Origin of the sequence: Desulforamulus putei DSM 12395 (genome assembly GCF_900129195.1) — a bacterium.
Taxonomy (GTDB): domain Bacteria; phylum Bacillota; class Desulfotomaculia; order Desulfotomaculales; family Desulfotomaculaceae; genus Desulfotomaculum; species Desulfotomaculum putei.
The window spans coordinates 266293-285454 of the sequence record NZ_FQUY01000001.1 but is presented as its reverse complement, the minus strand read 5'-3'; the positions used below and the strand labels follow the sequence as shown (position 1 = coordinate 285454).

19 protein-coding genes are annotated in these 19162 nt (G+C 52.0%); all 19 read right to left on the bottom strand.

All coding sequences use genetic code 11. The features are described 5' to 3' along the window. Positions 1–9: 9 nt before the first annotated feature. Positions 10–1881, bottom strand: a complete 1872-nt coding sequence (gene pknB / locus BUB67_RS01230; protein WP_073234429.1) for a Stk1 family PASTA domain-containing Ser/Thr kinase — start codon at positions 1879–1881, stop codon at positions 10–12. Between the two features lie 35 nt (positions 1882–1916). Beyond that, a complete protein-coding gene (locus tag BUB67_RS01225) occupies positions 1917–3341 on the bottom strand; it encodes a peptidoglycan D,D-transpeptidase FtsI family protein (protein WP_073234426.1) in 1425 nt (474 codons plus the stop codon). Next, on the bottom strand, positions 3331–4650 hold the full coding sequence (locus BUB67_RS01220) for an FtsW/RodA/SpoVE family cell cycle protein (RefSeq protein WP_073234423.1): 1320 nt from the start codon (positions 4648–4650) through the stop codon (positions 3331–3333). The genes BUB67_RS01225 and BUB67_RS01220 overlap by 11 nt, the downstream gene beginning before the upstream one ends. Positions 4651–4671: 21 nt before the next feature. Next, complete coding sequence (locus BUB67_RS01215; RefSeq protein WP_073234420.1) at positions 4672–5388, bottom strand: Stp1/IreP family PP2C-type Ser/Thr phosphatase; 717 nt, start codon at positions 5386–5388, stop codon at positions 4672–4674. Further along, positions 5366–5857 (bottom strand): FHA domain-containing protein, encoded by a 492-nt coding sequence (locus tag BUB67_RS01210; protein WP_073234418.1) that lies wholly within the window; start codon positions 5855–5857, stop codon positions 5366–5368. The genes BUB67_RS01215 and BUB67_RS01210 overlap by 23 nt, the downstream gene beginning before the upstream one ends. 1 nt (position 5858) lies before the next feature. After that, positions 5859–6647 (bottom strand): FhaA domain-containing protein, encoded by a 789-nt coding sequence (locus BUB67_RS01205; protein ID WP_073234416.1) that lies wholly within the window; start codon positions 6645–6647, stop codon positions 5859–5861. 1 nt (position 6648) lies between these two features. Then, positions 6649–7713 carry a dual-specificity RNA methyltransferase RlmN gene (gene rlmN / locus BUB67_RS01200; RefSeq protein WP_073234414.1) on the bottom strand — a complete coding sequence of 355 codons (1065 nt, stop codon included), beginning with the start codon at positions 7711–7713 and terminating at the stop codon, positions 6649–6651. A 2-nt stretch (positions 7714–7715) separates the two neighbouring features. Next, on the bottom strand, positions 7716–9077 hold the full coding sequence (gene rsmB, locus BUB67_RS01195; RefSeq protein ID WP_073234411.1) for a 16S rRNA (cytosine(967)-C(5))-methyltransferase RsmB: 1362 nt from the start codon (positions 9075–9077) through the stop codon (positions 7716–7718). Continuing rightward, complete coding sequence (locus BUB67_RS01190) at positions 9074–9883, bottom strand: DUF116 domain-containing protein (RefSeq protein ID WP_073234408.1); 810 nt, start codon at positions 9881–9883, stop codon at positions 9074–9076. The genes rsmB and BUB67_RS01190 overlap by 4 nt, the downstream gene beginning before the upstream one ends. Beyond that, entirely contained in the window at positions 9880–10833 is a 954-nt protein-coding gene (gene fmt, locus BUB67_RS01185) for a methionyl-tRNA formyltransferase (protein WP_073234405.1), read from the bottom strand. Before fmt ends, BUB67_RS01190 begins: the two co-directional genes overlap by 4 nt. A 23-nt stretch (positions 10834–10856) precedes the next feature. Next, positions 10857–11312 carry a peptide deformylase gene (gene def / locus BUB67_RS01180; protein ID WP_073234402.1) on the bottom strand — a complete coding sequence of 152 codons (456 nt, stop codon included), beginning with the start codon at positions 11310–11312 and terminating at the stop codon, positions 10857–10859. A gap of 135 nt (positions 11313–11447) precedes the next feature. Beyond that, a complete protein-coding gene (priA, locus tag BUB67_RS01175; protein WP_073234399.1) occupies positions 11448–13643 on the bottom strand; it encodes a primosomal protein N' in 2196 nt (731 codons plus the stop codon). Beyond that, entirely contained in the window at positions 13644–14855 is a 1212-nt protein-coding gene (coaBC, locus tag BUB67_RS01170; protein WP_073234396.1) for a bifunctional phosphopantothenoylcysteine decarboxylase/phosphopantothenate--cysteine ligase CoaBC, read from the bottom strand. A gap of 17 nt (positions 14856–14872) precedes the next feature. Then, positions 14873–15082: a DNA-directed RNA polymerase subunit omega gene (gene rpoZ / locus BUB67_RS01165; protein ID WP_073234393.1), complete on the bottom strand. Its 210-nt coding sequence runs from the start codon at positions 15080–15082 to the stop codon at positions 14873–14875. Positions 15083–15115: 33 nt separating this feature from the next. Further along, positions 15116–15724: a guanylate kinase gene (gene gmk / locus BUB67_RS01160; protein ID WP_073234390.1), complete on the bottom strand. Its 609-nt coding sequence runs from the start codon at positions 15722–15724 to the stop codon at positions 15116–15118. 9 nt (positions 15725–15733) lie between these two features. Continuing rightward, positions 15734–16006: an extracellular matrix/biofilm regulator RemA gene (gene remA, locus BUB67_RS01155; protein ID WP_003541102.1), complete on the bottom strand. Its 273-nt coding sequence runs from the start codon at positions 16004–16006 to the stop codon at positions 15734–15736. A gap of 20 nt (positions 16007–16026) precedes the next feature. Continuing rightward, positions 16027–16908 (bottom strand): YicC/YloC family endoribonuclease, encoded by an 882-nt coding sequence (locus BUB67_RS01150; protein ID WP_073234387.1) that lies wholly within the window; start codon positions 16906–16908, stop codon positions 16027–16029. A gap of 186 nt (positions 16909–17094) precedes the next feature. Next, positions 17095–17838, bottom strand: coding sequence for a TraR/DksA C4-type zinc finger protein (locus tag BUB67_RS01145; protein WP_073234384.1), 744 nt, complete (start codon positions 17836–17838; stop codon positions 17095–17097). A 106-nt stretch (positions 17839–17944) separates the two neighbouring features. Then, on the bottom strand, positions 17945–19138 hold the full coding sequence (locus BUB67_RS01140; protein WP_073234381.1) for a pyridoxal phosphate-dependent aminotransferase: 1194 nt from the start codon (positions 19136–19138) through the stop codon (positions 17945–17947). Positions 19139–19162: the final 24 nt, after the last annotated feature.

The following is a 19162-nucleotide window of genomic DNA, read 5'->3' as shown; positions in this document are numbered from 1 at the left end:
TTTTGGTTGTCATACGTCCTTTTCGTCCACCAAATTCCCGTCCATATAGACCCTTACTTTCCCCTTGCCATAGAGACGGATACTTTTAGCTACATGATCTCCCGGCTGGTGCGTGCTGATATACGGGTAATATTTCCCCCGGACATCTTCGGTCTCAATTTTAACTTCATGGGTTTGTCCGTCATCCGGAACAGTAATACGCACGGTTACATCCCTGGCTGCCGGTCCCGGGCCCTTACTCAGAATAATGTTCACCCTGGTGCCCTGTTCCACCTCTTCACCGGCGCCGGGTTGGTGAGCAATAATCTGACCGCTTAAATAATCGAAGCTTTCTGCCTGGCTGATCACATCACCCAGTTCCAGACCCACTTTGTTTAGTTCTGCCCGGGCCGCCTCCTGGGTCAATCCCACCAGATTGGGCACCTTTTGCACTGCCGGCTCAGGTCCCTTACTGATAAACAGTTTAATGCGGCTACCGCGGGGCGCTTTGGTCTTTCCTGCGGGTTCTTGTGCCGCTATCTTATCTGCCTCAATGTCTTTGCTGTAGACCGGTTGCGGAGCTTCCACCAGAAAGCCTTCGTTTTCCAACGTCAACTTGGCCTCGTCAAAGTAACGCCCAATTACATCCGGCACTTCTACCAGGTCCGGACCTTTGCTTACCACCAGCAGTATCGTGCGGGTTGTTTTAATCTTTTCATGTGCTTTGGGATCCTGGAGTATGACGACACCTTTTTCCACCTTCTCGTCAAACCGCTCATTGACAGTAATATGATTAAAACCTCTTTCCTTGAGGATTCTCTCGGCGTCTTCCCTTTTTATCCCTACCACCGGCGGTACTTCCGCCTCAGCCACATTGAGGTAGCTGTTCAGGGCAAACAGTGCGCCGCCGATTAACAGCACAACCAGCAGGGCCAGCATACCCCAGGCGGCAGGTTTCAGCCCTTTGCGTTTGGCGGGGGCATGTGGGGTTCCGGCGGCCCTGGCTTTGGCCTCTTCCTTGATCAGGCCGGGACCGGGCAATACCCGGGTATGCTCGTCCTCTTGATCGTAAGGCGCCATATTTTTGGTTTCTTCACTGATGGAGACCAGATCCTCCCCCAGGGCCCGGGCGCTCTTGTGTCGTCTCTCGGGTATTTTGTCCATGGCCCTGAGCACAACCTTTTCTAAATCTTCCGGTACCCCGGGGTTGATTTCCCTTAACGAAAGGGGTTGCTCCTGAATGTGTTTTAAGGCTACGCCAATGGCTCCATCACCCTGGTAAGGGACCTGGCCGGTAAGCATTTCATACAGCACCACACCCAGGGCATAAATGTCCGATTTCGGACCCGCAGGTTCCCCCCTGGCCTGCTCCGGGGAGATGTAATGCACTGAACCCACAATGGTATCGGTATGGGTCAGGGTGGAGGCGCTGGCCTGGGCAATGCCAAAGTCTGTCAGTTTGGCCCGGCCGCTGCGGGTAATTAAAATATTATGGGGTTTTACATCCCTGTGAATGATGTTGTTTTCATGGGCGTGTTCCAGGGCTTCGGCAATTTGCCGCCCCAATTGGATGACCCTGGTGGGAGAAAGGGGTGCTTCCCGACGAATCAGTTCCTTCAGGCTTTCTCCGTCCACATACTCCATGACCAGGTAATGACTACCGTTTTCCTGACCGACATCGTAGATGCTGACAATATTGGGGTGGGACAGGCTGGCCACAGCCTGGGCTTCACGGCGGAAACGACGCACAAAGTCCTGGTCACTGGCATACTCCGGCCTGAGAACTTTGATGGTGACCAGCCGGTTGAGAAAGGTATCCTTTCCTTTCCAAACCAGCGCCATTCCTCCGCCGCCCAATTGTTCCAATATTTCATAACGGTTACCCAGAAGTTTGCCTATCATTGACTGTCTCACTCCTTAATACTCCTGAAGGCCTCTTATCTTCTAAACAGGGCCGCTGCCATGACTTCCCTGGCGATGGGGGCCGCTACCCGGCTCCCGGAACCGGATTTTTCCACAACAACAGCCACTACCACCTTGGGATCGTTGGCCGGTGCAAATCCCACAAACCAGGCATGGGGCAAGCTATTTGGCTGCCGATCCGTTTTGGTTTCCGCAGTGCCGGTTTTGCCCGCCACATCCACTCCCCGGATGGCGGCAGGGCTTGCGGTGCCCCAATTGACAGCGGCGATCATTCCTTCCTTTACCAGGGCGGCCACCTCCGGGCTGGTGGCAGTCAACCAAATACTGCTTTCCGTAACCCGCACAGCCTTGCCATCCGGCTTACAAACTTCCTTTACCAGAAAGGGTTTCATAATCACCCCGTTGTTGGCAATGGCGGAACAAGCCAGCGCCATATGCAGCGGGCTGATCAAAGTGTCTCCCTGACCAAAGGAGGACTCCGCCAACTGGCTCCGGTTACGGCGCTCCTTTACTGCCAATGTGCCGGGTCGCACCGGTATTCCAAGGGCAGGGCTTTGATTTAATCCAAATTGATTAAATGTATGTACAAGACCATCCCAGCCCAGTTTTAATCCTTCCCGGGCAAAGTAAGTATTACAGGAAAGGGCCAGGGCTTTTATAAAATCCACTTTCCCGTGGGCCCGGTTATCGGCAATCCTGTTCCCGTCAACAACGACATATCCGGGACATTGTATGGTATCAGCGGGCCGGGCAGTTTGTCGGGCCAAAATGCCGGACCCGGTAACAATTTTAAAGGCTGAACCGGGCGGGTAAGCTCCCTGGGTGGAGCGGTTCAGTAAAGGAGCATTTTCTTCATCACGGTTTAAGCGGCTCCATACACCGGCCTGATCGATGGCGTTGCTGTCAAAGGCCGGCGAACTGACCATGGCCAGTACCGCGCCGGTTTTGGGATCCAGAGCCACCACTGCGCCGCGCCTGCCGTTAAGGGCCTGCCAGGCGGTTCTTTGCAGCGAGGCATCCAGGGTAAGTACCAGATCATGACCCCGGGGTGTCCGGTTAAATATTTTGTCCAGCAGGTTTTCCAGGGCATCGGCATCGGTTAAGCCAAGCAATTCTTTGCTGAAGGAAGCCTCCAGACCCGCAGAACCGTATTTTTCAGAAACATACCCAACCACATGGGCAAAGGGAGAAACATGGTTTTCGGTCAGGTAGACCCTCTTCCCCCGCTCACCCAACCATTTTGTTTCGGCCAGTACGACTCCCTTTCGGTCAAAGATGGTCCCCCGGATAATCCCGGCTTCCCTGGCCGCCATGCGACGGTTTTGCGGGTGAGTGGCCAGTTCCTCGCCCTGCTGCAAAACCAGATAGCTTAAATATAAAATTAATAAAACAAAGATACACAGCAAGAAGTAACCAAGTTTTTTAATATTATGTTTCATTTCCACCGTTTACCTCGTGGGAAATGTTGAGGAGCATTCCCAATAACACAAAGTTGGCCACCAGCGAACTGCCGCCGTAACTGATGAAAGGCAGCGTTACGCCGGTCATGGGCAGCAGTTTAATCACTCCCGCGATAATAATAAAGGTCTGTAACCCCATCAGCGCCGTTAAGCCGGTGGCTGTTAGCGCCGCGAAATCATTGCGGGCTGCCAGGGCGATCATCAATCCCCGGAAGATAAAGCACATGTACAATACCAGAATTGCACAGCCTCCCAGCAGACCCAATTCCTCAACAATGGCGGAAAAGATAAAATCCGTATGAACTGCGGGGATTAAGTTTGGCATCCCTTGCCCGAGGCCACTGCCAAAGATCCCACCGGATCCCAGGGCAAACAGGGACTGAATGATTTGATACCCTTTACCTTCCAGGAAGGGCCAGGGATTCAGCCAAATATCCACCCGGGACCGGACATGGTCAAAGATATGATAGGCCGCGGTTCCCCCGAGGAAAAACAAGACCAGGCCAATCAGTACATAAAGCATACGGGCGGTAGCGGCATAGACCATGGCCAAAAAGGTACAGAAATAAATTAGAGCGGTTCCCAGGTCCTTTTGAAAAACCAGGATCAGCAGGGAGATCCCCCACATGACCACCAGGGGACCATATTCGCGAATCCCCGGAATACTGATGCCAAGGATTTGGTCACTGCCGGTGGCCAGGACTCTCCGATTTTCCGCTAAAAAACTGGCCAGGAACAACACCAGTAATATTTTGACAAATTCAGAAGGCTGAATTTGTAATATGCCAAGGTTTAACCAACTGCGGGCGCCGTACTGCTCCTGGCCGAAAAAGATCGGCAATACCAGCAGCAATGCCCCTGCAGCAACGTAAATATATTTGTAATCAGCCAGCCAGTCCAATTCTCTCATCAGGGTTGTTATAAGGACCAGCGCCAGTAAACCTATCAACAACCAGGCGAACTGCCTTTCTGCATACTGGGGGCGCAGGCGAAATAAAAAAATTAATCCCAGTGCGGTCAAACCCGCGGTGATGGGCATTAAAAATGGGTCACACCTGAATCCTGCCAACCGCCAGTAGACACTGATCAGCCAAAAACCAAGCATGGTACCGATGCTTAAAATGATGACAAACCACCAGAAGGGTAATTTGATACCCCCGCCGAGGGACAGTTGGTAGACCCTGTTAAGTTCCGGTTCTCCCAGATAGAGGGTGATAACCCCTACAGCCAGGTAAGCGGAGATATAGTAAAGCAAACTTCGTTCTTCCTTGCGCAGGTTGGCCGTCAATTGGCAGCACACCTCCGGTGGTTACTCCATTTCAACCAGGATCATGGTAATATTGTCAAGGCCTCCCCGTTCCAGGGCGGTATCCAATAAAATCTTCACAGTCAGGTCTAAATCCCTTTGAGATGTAATGATTTCTTTTATTTCCTCGGGCCGCAGGTGGTTCACCAGCCCGTCGCTGCAAAACAGAATTTTGTCCCCGGGAAGTAAATTCTGTGTATAGATGTCAAATTTAACTGACGGTGCGGTTCCCATGGCCCGTGTCAGTACATTGCGCTGGGGATGATTGAGGGCCTGCTCTTCCGTAATACCACCATAACGAAGCATTTCCCCCACCAGGGAATGGTCCTCGGTGAGCTGCGTTATTTCATTGCCCCTTACGAGATAAGCACGGGAATCTCCAATGTGGGCGATCACCAGATGATATCCCATAAATACACCGGCGGTGACTGTTGTTCCCATACCGCGATATTGTTCAAATTCGGTAGACAGCCGGTAAACCCGCAGATTGGCTTCTTCCAGAATACGCAATAAAGAAGATTGAATGTCCCTGGTTCCCGGCAGAACCTCCCTTAAATTTTCTGCCAGGTAGTTGAGGGCTGTGCTGCTTGCGATCTCTCCTGCTTTGTGGCCTCCCATGCCGTCGGCCACAGCAAACAGACCAATGTCGGGGCAGGCGCACAGGCTGTCTTCGTTGCCGGCTCTTACCCGTCCGACATCAGTTATTTGACTCCATTTCATACGCCCACCTCACAAATCGAAAAATTACTTCGCCAATGCGAATGCGGTCTCCGTTTGCCAGCACGGTTTGTTTTGTCACCGGCATTTCATTCAAGTACGTGTTGTTTAAACTGCCCAAATCCTCTAACCAGTACTGTCCCTGTTTATACAAGATCCGGGCATGATCCTGGGACGCGTAATTACCGCTGAAAACAATATGATTGCCCCGGCCCCGACCCAGCCTGGTTACGTCCCCTAGGAGGTAAGTCTCACCGGGTATCATCTCCTCATCCCCGGACGTAATGACCTGTAAAACGGCGCCGTCCCCTCCCGGGAATACCGGTTTCAGTACCGGGTCGTCCTTTGGGTGTTCATTTTCCCGGGCACTTTGTCTTAACTGGTCAATCATGCTGACAGTCAACCGGAAGATGAACAGGTATAATAGGATTAGAAACAGGCTTCTTAAAATGGTTATACCAATAGACAGCACGTTAAAACTCCTTAAAAATGAGGACTGTATTCCCCACCGTAATGACATCCCCGGTGGTGAGTTCAATCTTATCGACGGGCAATCCGTTTACGTAGGTTCCGTTGGTGCTGTTCAGGTCGGTTAACCAGAATCGACCGCCGATCTTTTCAATTTGCGCGTGTCTTCTGGACACGCTGTTGTCCGAGAGAACAATGTCGCAGGTATCCCGGCGGCCCAGGCTGGTACGGTAATCCGCAAGGGGAAATTCCTTGCCTGCGTCGTTTCCCTCCTCCACCAGCAAGACGGCCGAGTAATTGGGTTTTAAATTGGGTAAAGGAGCGGTGTCGGATAAAGGCCGGTAGTCCCGGGTATCCTGGTTGTCTTCCTGGAAGTCCGGTTGCTGTCTGCCGACTACGGGTTTGCCTTCACCGGGCTCCGCCACGCCAAATTTGCTTTCTATCAGAATGTCACCCGGTGCAACCCCTTCCCCCTCGGTAAACGCAATGCGGGGGCGGCTCACCAGGGTGAACTTTTTTTCGGCCGCTTTTTGCATAAGGTAGTCCGCCAATTCCTCTGACAGCAGGGAGGCCATAGGGCTGATGGTTTTGTAGTCCTCCGGGTGCAAAAGGACGGTGTACTCATTGGGAACGTATACATTGGAAACACTGACCCTCCGTTTGTCCCGCATGGTCCGGGCCAGCTTTTTGGCAATGTCCGTGGGCTGTATGCGGGCGCCGGAGCCAAATTTGTCTTTGAAAAAACCTTCAATGTATTTTTCCAAACCGTTTTCCAGTCCCGAGAACAGGCGCACGTCAATCACCTCCGAGCTTCTCAAATTCATACCTGCGCCTTAATTGGCCGCAGGCGGCGTCAATGTCCGTTCCCAGTTCCCGGCGGACGGTGACATTCAGTCCGCCCCTTGCTAATATAGTACGAAATTTTTCTACTTTTTCCGGGGAGGATCGCTTAAAACCGCGTTCCTGCACGGGGTTGGCCGGGATCAGGTTAATGTGACACATGAGCCCGGTTAAAAGGGTTACCAGTTGGCGGGCATGTTCTTCGCTGTCATTGACTCCAGCCAGCAAAGCATATTCAAAGGTGATGCGTCGTCCGGTAATTTCAATATAGTCACGGCAGGCCTGCATGAGCTCAGGCAGCTTGTAACGGCGGTTAATGGGGACCAGCTGATCCCGTAATCGGTCATTGGGCGCATGGAGAGAAACCGCCAGGGTTATGGGAAGTTTTTTCAGGGCCAGCTCCTTCATCCTAGGTACCAGGCCGCAGGTGGACAGGGTGATGTGGCGGTAGCCGATGTTCAAGCCGTATTCGGCGTTGATATTTTCGAGAAACTTTATCACATTGTCAAAATTGTCCAGGGGCTCCCCGGTGCCCATGATGACAATGTGACTGACCCTTTCCCCGCTGTCCCTTTTGATGCCCAGCACCTGGTCATAGATTTCGGCAGGACTGAGGTTGCGCACCAGGCCCCCCAGGGTAGAGGCGCAAAACAGGCAGCCCATGCGACAGCCAACCTGGGTAGACACGCAGGCGGCATTGCCGTAAGAATGTTTCATCAAGACACTTTCCACCGCATGCCCGTCCGCCAGGCTGAATAGATATTTGATGGTATCTCCTCTGGCTGATTGCTGGCGGGCCACTATTTGGGGCGAACTTAAACAGGCCAGCTCAGCCAGTTTTGTTCTCAGTTCCTTGGACAGGTTGGTCATCTCGTCAAAGCCGGTTACACCTTTGGCGAACATCCATTGGCAGAGCTGTTCCGCCCGGAAAGGTTTTTCCCCCAGTTCCGTGAGAAACTGCTTGATCTCTGCCAGGTTTAAGTCTTTTAAATTCACTTTTTGGTTGCTATTTCTACGCATTTCTACTCAAATCCTTTTTTTCTCAGCCGTGCGATGAAAAACCCGTCCATGCCGTGGATATGGGGCAGTAACTGCAGATAACCCTTCGCTGCCGTTTCTTCCCGGTCCAACCCGGGAGGGAGAAATTGTCTCAGGTCACCCATAATAAACTCCGGGTGATCCCTTAAAAAGTCCTCCACCACCCCGATGTTTTCTTCCCGGGTGATGGTACAGGTGCTGTAGACCAGAACACCACCGGGGCGCAGGCACTTGCCGGCGGATTCCAATATCTCCCTTTGCAGCCTGACAATGCCCGGCAGTTGACTGGGGTCTTTACGCCAGCGGGCGTCCGGCCGTCTTCTTAATACGCCCAGGCCGGAGCAAGGGGCATCCACCAAAACATAGTCAGCCCACCCCGGGTACTCTTTATAAATGTCCCTGGCATCGGCCACTTTGGTCTGCACCGATTGAATTCCCAGGCGTTTGCAGTTGTCCATGATTAAGTCCAGTTTATGGGCGTATAAATCAAAGGCGAGGATTTGCCCGGTATCACCCATCAGTTGAGCCACATGGGTGGTCTTGCCACCCGGAGCCGATGCTACATCCAGTACCCTGGACCCGGAGGCCGGGTTCAAAACATGGGCCACCAGCATGGAACTCTCGTCCTGAACCTGAAACAAACCTGCTTGAAAGGTCTTGAGGGAGCGATAGGATAAAAAGCCGCTCAGGTTTAAACCCTCGGGGGCATATTTTGTCTCTACGGCTTTTACTCCTTCCTCCTGCAGGCAGGCAATCAGGTTTTCCCGGGTGGTCTTTAATGTATTGGTGCGTACCGTATTGGGGGCCGGGCGGTTGTTGGCCTGACACAGGGCAACGGTTTCATCAAAGCCGAACTCTTTCAACCACCGTTCCACCAGCCAGGTGGGATGGGAATATTTGAGGGCGATGAAGTCAACCGGGTCTTTCTTGGGGTCAGGAAAATCCAAATTATGCTGTTGCCTGGCCACATTCCGCAGCACACCGTTGACAAACTTGGCTGCGCCTTCATGGCCGTATTTCTTGGCCAAATTCACAGACTCATTGCAGGCAGCGGAATCCGGAATCCTGGGCATGAACATAATCTGGTAGGTGCCCATGCGCAGGATATTACGAATCCATATGGTTTGCGATGCCAGGGGTTGTTTAAGAAAATGAGCCAGCACCCAATCAATGGTATTCAAATGGCGCAGCACGCCATAAACCAATTCTGTGGCAAAAGCCCGGTCCAATTTGCCGGGCTGATATTGTTCCAGTACCTTATTGAGGGCAAGGTTGGCGTAAGCGCCTTCTTCTTCCACCGCTTTACCAACCAGAAGCGCCAGTTCCCTGGCGGTGATGCTTTTCAATTTTTCATCCCTTCCTCTTTCCGGTCACCATTGTTGCCCAAGAAAAATTCAATGGCCCTGGTCACCCCGGGTATGTGAACGGAAGTATTGAAACATGGACCAAAGGGTCGATCATTTAACACACCCAAAACCGGGATGGGGCTGCAGTCCTGAATGCCGCTGGCCAGGTCCCTTTCACAGGCAACGGCCACAATGGCTTTGGGACGGTATTCTTTGACAAACTTACGGGCCAAGGTTCCCCCGGTGGCAATCCCCACACGGATGCCGTACTTGTCCCGCAGTGCCAGCAAGTCCGCCACTTTACATTTTCCGCAGCGACGACAGTTGTTAATATCGTTGGTCACCTTGTGCGGGCAGTTGCTCTCCTGCAAACAATGCGGCGCCAGTAACAGTATTTGATCAGGAAGCACCGCCTGCTGATTGGTCCGCACCAGTTCGTTATTCACTTCGATAAAGGAGTTTTTAATTTTATCAATGTCGATTTTAAAAATACGACCCAACCCGATGGCGAAGGGAAACAGGGCTGACATGGCCACTCTCATGAGGGGCTGCAGCGGTTTAATGGTTTGGGCCAGCCAGATGGTTAAAACAATCCCTCCAATCCCAAAGGCCACCGCCAGGATGGCCAGGATCACCACAGAAACCAAACCGATTAAGATCACCTGGTGCAGTAAGGTTGTGGGATGATAAAGCAAATACCAAACGGTGAAAATTAGCAATCCAACGACCACCAGGCTGGCTGTCAGCAGCCCCAAAAATAATCTTTTACGAACCTGGGGCACCTGTATTTGACTGGGAGAAATCATTGTTGCTCCGCTCCTTCCCTGCCAAAAACTGTACCGGGGGAGATTTGTTTTCCCCGCAGGAAGGGTTCAACCTCCATTCGTTTGTTGCCCTGCAGTTGTAATTCTGTGATCAAAATCTGACCTTGTCCGGTTTGTACTAGTATACCAGAAGAGGCCGCTTCTAAAACTGTACCCGGCGCCGCCTTTACCGGGCGGGCCTCCGGCACCCGGGTCCGCCAAATTTTAAGAACTTTACCCTCCCAGGTGGTATAGGTTCCGGGCCATGGATTCATGCCCCTGACGTGGTTGTGTATATCTCTGGCCGATTGATCCCAGCGAATCACTTCATGCTCTTTTTTCAGCATGGGAGCATAGGTGGCCAGGGTATGGTCCTGTGGGGTCCTGGGGGCAAGACCTTTCTCCAGTAAATCGATGGTTTCTATCAACAGTTCCGCTCCCAATACAGCCAGCCTGTCATGAACCACCCCCACGGTATCATCGGGGCCGATGGCCAGGCGTTTCTTTAAAATCATATCCCCGGTATCCATCCCCTGATCCATAAACATGGTGGTAACGCCGGTTTCTGTTTCGCCATTGATAACAGACCAGTGGATGGGGGCGGATCCCCTGTAATAGGGCAGCAGTGAAGCATGCACGTTGATGCAGCCCTTGGGGGGCAGCTCAAGGATTTCCGGGGGTAGAATTTTACCGTAGGCCACCACCACAATGCAGTCCGGCCGGAGCCCCTGCAGTGTCCGGAAAAATTCCTCTGTCCGGATGCTGGTTGGTTGGAGCACCGGCAAATGAAATTCCTCTGCCAGCTTCTTTACCGGCGGTGGCTGCAGTTGCTTCCCCCTGCCCTTGGGTTTGTCCGGCTGGGTAACCACAGCCACCACCTGCTTTCCGGCATCCAACAAGGCCTTGAGGGAGGCTGCCGCAAAATCCGGTGTTCCCATAAAAATTATGCGCATGAACCTATCTCCTCTAACCCTGATTATTCTACTTTGCGTAGATTACTGGCTTTGTCTACAAAAATAATGCCATCCAGGTGGTCGATTTCATGCTGAAAGGCTCGGGCCATGTATCCTTTGACCCGGTAAACCACCTCTTCACCCTTGCGGTTTAATCCCTTGACTGTCAGTTTGTCCGCTCTGGCCACGTCACCGATCATTCCCGGTACGGAAAGGCATCCTTCGGTATCCACCACATAACCGGAGGCTTCCAAAATTTCCGGGTTGATCAACTCCACCAATCCCTCTCCCACATCGACCACGATGACCCGTTTGGAAACTCCGATTTGCGGCGCCGCTAGGCCAACACCCCTGGCAGCATACATGGTATCCGCCATGTTATCCAGAAGTTTAAGAATATTCGTGGTCACTTCCTTAACGGGCTTCGCCTTTTCCCGCAGCACCTCATCACCGATTTCTACGATTTTATATACAGCCATTTTTGAATAGCCCTCCTGTTCTCTGGGGTAAATCTTTAGGGTCCAGCCATCAGCTATCAGCCTTCAGCTTTTATTATACTATAAAAAGCCGATGGCTGACGGCTGAAGGCTGATGACCAGACCCGATAGGAATACCTATAAGCTCATCGGGTCTACATCAATACTTACAGACACCTGCTTGAATCTTGTTCCCGCTTGTTCTAAAACCGCAGCGGCGACTTTGCGTACTTCACGGCTGACAAAGCCCTTCAGGATCAGTTGCCAGCGATAGCGGTCTTTGATGCGGGGAATCCCTGCCGGGGCAGGGCCCAGTATTTCCATACTCTGGTCAACCAGTTCCTCTCTGGCGGAATATAAACGTTCCTGCCACCACTGGGCTGCACTAATGACGTCTCCTTCATTTAAACCCGTGAACAAAATCCTGATTAAATGGCTGAAGGGCGGATACTGCAAGGCCCTGCGGACAGCCATTTCTTTATGATAAAAACCTAGGTAATCATGTCTTTGAGCGGTTATAATACTAAAATGCCCGGGGTCATAGGTTTGAATAATGACTTCCCCCGTTTTTTCTCCCCGACCGGCCCGGCCGGCCACCTGGGTAAGCAGTTGAAAGGTTCTTTCCGCCGCACGGAAATCCGGCATATGCAGAGTAATATCGGCGCTGATGACACCCACTAAAGTTACCTGGGGAATATCCAGACCCTTGGCGATCATTTGCGTACCGATCAGCACCTGGGCCTCGCCGTGCATAAACTCATCCAACAGCTTCTGGTGGGAACCCTTCCGGGTGGTGGTATCCGCATCCATTCGTAAAACCCGGCAGCCCGGAAAGAGCTTTTTCATTTCCTCTTCCACCCGCTGGGTCCCCACACCGAAACTTCGTATGGTTTTACCGGCGCAGTGGGGACAGACCCCGGGCGCACGGGCGCCGTAACCGCAATAATGACATTTTAGCCAGCCATCGCTGTGCAGGGTAAGAGAGATTTCGCAACGCGGGCATTTCATGACCTGGCCGCACTGCCGGCAAACCACCACAGTGGCAAGTCCCCGGCGATTGAGAAATAAAATGCTTTTTTCATGATTCGCCAGGCGCCGGGCCAGGGCAGCTTGCAGGGCAGAACTGAAAATGCTTGTGTTTCCTGCAGCCAGTTCCTTACGAAGATCAACAATATGTACTTTGGGGAGTTCCCTTTGATCCACACGACTGGTCAGGGTAATCAATTGATAGGGACCGCCGGGCCGGGCCCTGCAATAACTTTCAATGGCCGGGGTGGCGCTGCCTAAAATTACCACCGACTTGGACTGGGCAGCCCTTTGCAGGGCCACCTCCCGGGCATGATACTTAGGATTTTCTTCCTGCTTGTAGGAGTGTTCATGTTCTTCGTCTATTATGATTAATCCCAGGTTTGGCACCGGGGCGAAGATGGCGGAACGGGCCCCCAGTACCACAGTGGCCTGGCCCGATTGAATGCGTGCTTTTTCGGCATATCTTTCCCCCTGGGACAGGGCGCTATGTAACAAAGCCACCCGGCTGCCAAACCGGGCCCTGAACCTTTCAACCATCTGAGGAGTAAGTGAGATTTCCGGCACCAACACGATGGCCTGCCGGTTCATTTTTAATGTTTCTTCAATGGCCCTGAGATAGACTTCTGTTTTGCCGCTGCCGGTCACACCATGCAGCAGCCAAGCGGAGGGCTTCGCTTCCCTCAGGGCTTGCTGCAGCTTGCTGACAGCCAGCCTTTGTTCAGCCGTCAAAGTTGGCAATTCCTCCAGGGACGGGTAATTCTCCGTCCCTGAGCCGGCGTCAACTTCCTTAAGAAGCCCTTTGGCCAACAATGTGTTAATGACTGATAAAGATACCCCTGCCTTCTCCGCCAATTCGGTTTTTCTAAGACCGGGGCTGGCCAGAGCCACCTCCAGGGCCAATTTTTGTTTGGGAGCTCTCACCAGACCCGTAAGGTCAAGATGGTTTTCTACAACTGCCAGTCCCTTTTCCTGACTTGACCGGGTACTGCCAACCGGGGAACCCGCCATACATTGCAACACATCCCCCAGGCTGCACAGGTAGCGCCGGACCATCCAGCGGGCTGTAACATAAAGGTCTTCATTTAAAAAGGGTTCCTTTTCAATCACCCTTTTAATATCTTTTATTTTTTGTAGATCAGGAGGTTGGCTAAAGCCAATAACGAACCCCTGCACCGTCCTGCCGGAAAAGGGTACCTCAACCCGGCTGAACACTTTAAGTTCACCCTTCAGGGCTTCCGGTACCCGGTAATGAAAGGTTTGGTTTAAGCGGACGGGAACCGACACGGCCACCTCTGCGTACTGCATCTACTTTGCCCCCCGCCGGGTGGTCAGTAGTTTTGCTACCCGGTCCAGAATTTTTTGGGCAACCCTGTTTTTATCCATTAAAGGCAATGACTCAACCTCGCCGTCTCGTCCAAAAATGCGGACCACATTGGTGTCATAGTCAAAGCCCGCCCCGGGTATGGTAACATCGTTGGCAACCAGTAAATCCAGATTTTTGCGGGTCAGTTTGGCCAGAGCATTTTGTTCCAGGTCATTGGTTTCTGCCGCAAAACCAACCAGCAGTTGATGATCTTTTTTGCGGCGCCCCAGTTCTGCCAGGACGTCAGGATTGCGGGTCAGTTGAAGCTGCATATCCTGCCCCTGCTTTTTAATCTTTTGGGAACTGACATCCTGTGGCCGGTAATCCGCCACCGCCGCAGCCTTAATGACAAGATCTGCCTGTTCAAAATGCTGCAGTACGGCATCATACATTTCCCTGGCTGTCTCTACCCGGATGGCTTCCACTCCCGGGGGCGGTATCAAGCTGGTGGGACCGGTGACCAGTGTGACCCTAGCGCCACGCAGGGCTGCTACCCGGGCCAGGGCATATCCCATCTTGCCCGAACTCCGGTTAGACAGGTAGCGCACCGGGTCCAAAGGTTCCCTGGTGGGGCCGGCGGTGACAAGAACGTCTAACCCCGCCAGGTCCTGGGGGGTTAAGAGTTTCTCAATGCTATGGAAAATGATTGCCTGATCCGCCAACCGGCCTTTGCCTGTTGTACCGCAGGCCAGACGGCCCTCACCGGGTTCAACAAAATGGTAGCCTAATTCCTTTAACTTTGTAATATTTTGCTGAACAACGGGATTATGAAACATGACTGCATTCATGGCCGGGCAGAACAAAACCGGACAGGAGGCAGCCATGATCAAAGTAGAAACCAAATCGTCGGCGATACCGCTGGCTGCTTTACCGATGATGTTTGCTGTGGCAGGAACTATTACCAAAACATCGGCTTTCTGAGCCAAATCAATGTGTAAAACCCCACCTTCAGAACCTGTCTGAAAGAGTTGGGTATGAACCGGATTACCGGTGAGAACTTCAAAAGTAAGAGGTGTCATAAATTCCCGGGCCGACGATGTCATGGCCACATGAACATCCGCCCCGGCCTTTACCAGGGAACTGACCAGTTCCGCGGCCTTGTAAACCGCGATACCACCGGTGATGCCAACGGTAACGCTTTTTCCTGCCGGCAAATGATGTTGCACCTCCGTTATTTTTGACCCGAGCGGGTGCGTCGATAGGTTACCAGCCCTTTGGCAATTTCCTCTAGGGCCAGGGTGACGGGTTTTGCTTTTAAGGGCTGGTTTGTTTTCATTTCTTCTTCGGTCAGCATACGAGCCCTTTTGGCGGCAGCAACAACCAGGGTGTAACGGCTGTCTACCCTGGTCATTAATTCATCCAGCGTAGGTTTATTCATCATGGTCGCTTACCCCCCACTAGTCATGATCTTTCATCAGCACTCCAAAAACTTTTTCATATCAAAGTCAAAGCGTGATGGCCGGCATTTTTCCGCCTTAATGATGGCCTCAACCTGATCGATGGCATTTTCCACCGTATCATTAATGACCAGATAATCATACCGTCCGGTGTTTGAAAGTTCATCGCACACGCATTTCAAACGACTGGCAATACTTTCTGCTGAGTCAGTGCCGCGGTTGGTAAGTCTCTCCTTTAAAAGGGATAAGGACGGCGGCACCAGAAAAATCAATACCCCTTGGGGGTATTTTTGTTTAACTTGCAGAGCGCCCTGAATATCGATCTCCAGAATAACATCCCTGCCGGCTGCCAGCTTCTCTTCCACATACTTTTGAGGGGTTCCGTAATAATTATCATAAACCTTTGCATATTCCAGCAGTTGGTTATTGGCAATCATTTGTTCAAAGGTTGTTTTATCTACGAAGAAATAATTTACACCATGTTGCTCTCCGGGCCTGGGAGGCCGGGTTGTACATGAAACGGACAGGCACAGTTCTTTATTTCTTTGCAGCAATCCCTGGCAGACGGTGCCTTTTCCCGCACCTGACGGTCCTGATATAACGATAAGTAGTCCTTGCCTGGTCATTTCACACACCTAGTCCGTAGGTTCATCAACCTGAGCGGCTTCTTTGCTTACCAAACGATTGGCCACGGTTTCCGGCTGCACAGCCGAGAGAATCACATGGTCGCTGTCGGTAATAATCACTGCACGGGTGCGGCGGCCATAGGTGGCATCAATTAACATACCCCTGTCCCTGGCCTCGGTGATGATGCGTTTAATGGGAGCAGATTCGGGGCTAACAATGGCAATAATGCGGTTCGCCGAAACGATATTGCCAAAGCCAATATTGATAAGCTTGATATCCATATACAGTTCCCCCTAATACATTATTCTATATTTTGAACTTGTTCCCTTATTTTTTCAAGTTCGCTTTTGGCATTTACCACAGCATTGGTTATCACCAGATCGTTGGCCTTTGAACCTATGGTATTAATTTCCCGGTTCATTTCCTGAACCAAGAAGTCAAGTTTACGCCCTACGGGTCCTCCCTCTGTCAAGATTTGTTCCAGTTGTTGCAGGTGACTGTTAAGGCGTACAATTTCTTCCGAGATATCTGCCCGGTCCGCAAAGATGGCCACCTCTGCCGCCAAGCGAGCTTCGTCGATGACCCCGTTTTCCAGCCATTCGGCTAACCGCTGGGATAACTTTTCACGGTGTTCCCGGACCACCTGGGGCGCCCTTTCCGAAACTTCCTCCAGAATCAGACGTTTAATCTGTGCGGCCCTTTGCAGGATATCGGTTTTCAGCCGTTCGCCCTCATTTTGTCGCATGGTCAGCAGACCGTCCAAAGCCTGGTCGGTTGCTTCTTCAATGGCTGCCAACCATTCTTCTACGTTTTCCTCCGGCTGTTCCAAGGAAATGACGTTGGGTAAAGAAATGATGTCTTTGATGGAGATTGTATCAGAAATAGACAAAGACTCCCTCAGTTCTTCCATTGCCTTATGATACGCCACTGCCAGGGCTTTGTCAACTTTTACCGTGGGAGTGATCTCCCCGGTTTCCTCAATGGAGATATAACCGTCCACACGACCCCTTGTCACCCGCTCTTGAATACGTCTCTTAATTTTATCTTCGATTTGACTTAAGGACCTGGGTTGACGGAGGATTACTTCGCAGAAACGGTTATTGACAGATTTCAGTTCCACCGTAAACCTGCGTCCTTCCGCGCAGGCCTCCCCCCGGCCATAACCGGTCATGCTTTTGATCAAAACCCCACCACCTAGTATTTCATACATAATTTTTTGATCGACAGTATATTGTTTCTACCTAATTTTAGATTATCCTCTAAATTTGGCTTAAAAACTAAGATATTAAAGCAAAAGGGCCGTTTCCCAACCATAACTCTTTATTTCATAGTTATGCCCGGACCGGCCCTGAATTAGAATCGTATTAGGTTAAAAATTGTTTTTCTCGAATTCTCCGTGTTGGTAGCCGGTAGCGATTTTCTCAAAGGGTGCGCTCTCGTCGTCGAAGCCTCGGAAGGACTCGTAGATAACCCCGTCATCCCCGATTTCATAGGGAATACTGTCCGGATCTTCAAAGGTCTCCAGGTGTTCTTCTGTAATCATTTCTTCGTCCCCGTAATAGGAACCCGCTTGGGCACGGTCTGCGTGTTCATTCCAGCGGGCCACCGTTTCCCAGGCGTCTTCGCCGTCAAAACCGTTGTAATCTTCATTGTCCTTCCAGGAGCGGCTGAAAGGGTCTTCCAGCACGTCTTCTTCTGCCGTCCGCTCATGGGACTTGGGCAGGTGTTCATCCCGGGACTTGCAGTGGATGCACTGGGTGGTGTATGGTACGGCATCCAGCCTTTCAACGGGTATTTCCTTGCCGCATACTTCGCAAACTCCGTAACGGCCGGCTTCCATCTTTGCCAGGGCATCATCGATGGCCCGGACGGTCAGCATGGCATCTCCTTTAAGGGCCAGGTCTTTACTGCGTTCAAACACTTCGGTGCCGATGTCTCCTGGGTGGTTGTCATAGGAAGAAAGCTCTTCAATGGACTCGTCCATAGAAAGACCCAGGCCGCCGCCTCTTTCGTCGTTGTTGTCGTTGTTGTAGTTGTCAATTCGGTTGAGCATATGTTCTCGCATATTGAGCAGGCGCTGTTTAAATTCTTCGGTTTGTTGTTGTGTTAACAAAATAAACCCCCCGTTTCGCGAAATCAAACCCCGGGGAAAAAGAAAGACCCGGGCAAAGTTAACTATAATTTGCCCAGGTCCTTGGGAAATTACTCGAAGTTGTTTTTTATTCCAACGCACCCAGCAGCTTCTCGATCCGGTCCATGCCTTCTTTAATATTCTCCATAGATGTGGCGTAGGACAGGCGGATAAAGTCATCGCCGCCGAAGGCGATGCCGGGTACGACAGCCACTTCAGCCACTTCCAGCAGCAGGTTGGCCAGGTCGGTGGCGTTGTTCACCGGCCTGCCCTGATAGGACTTGCCAAAGTAGGCGCTGACGTTGGGGTACAGGTAAAAGGCGCCGCCGGGTTTCGGGCAGGTGATGCCGGGAATGGCGTTAATCCGCTCCAGCATGTAATTTCTGCGTTTCTCAAATTCCACCACCATGGCCGCCACTGCATCCTGGGGGCCGTTGAGGGCCGCTACGCTGGCAGCCTGGGCAATGGAGGTGGGGTTGGAGGTGGAGTGGGATTGCAGGTCCGCCATGGCCTTAGCCACAGGGGCGGGAGCCGCTGCATAACCAATACGCCAGCCGGTCATGGCATAGGCCTTGGAGACCCCGTTGATCACCACGGTATTTTCTTTTAACTGCGGGCTGACAGAGGCGATGCTGACATGCTCCAGGCCGTCATAGAGCAGTTTTTCATAAATTTCATCAGAAATGATGGTAATGTTGTGCTCCAGCAAGACCTCTCCTAGGGCGGCCAGTTCATCTCTGGTATACACCCCGCCGGTGGGGTTGCTGGGGCTGTTCAACAGGAAGACCCGGGACCTGGCGGTAATGACTTCCTTTAACTCCCGGGGGGTTAATTTAAAGCCGTTTTCCTCCCTGGTTTGTACAATGACCGCTTCTGCGCCGGCCAGTTTAATTTGCTCCAGGTAACTGACCCAGTAGGGCGCCGGTAAAATGACCTCGTCGCCGGGCTGGCAGAGGACCTGAAAGGCGTTGTACAGGGAATGCTTCGCACCCACGGAAACAACAATTTGATTGGTCTGGTACTCCAGGCCGTTTTCCCGGCGGAATTTGTCCACGATGGCTTGCTTTAGTTTTAATGTGCCGCCGGCAGGTGTGTAGCGGGTCTCCCCTGCTTTAATGGCTTCAATGGCAGCCTCTTTAATATGGTCGGGTGTATCAAAGTCCGGTTCCCCGACGCCAAAGCTGATGACTTTTATGCCGGATGCCTTCATCTGCTTGGCTTTGGCATCGATGGACAGGGTCGGTGAAGGGCTGATGCCCAATGCGCGTTCGGACAATCTCATCATCGTCTCTCCCAACTAAATCAA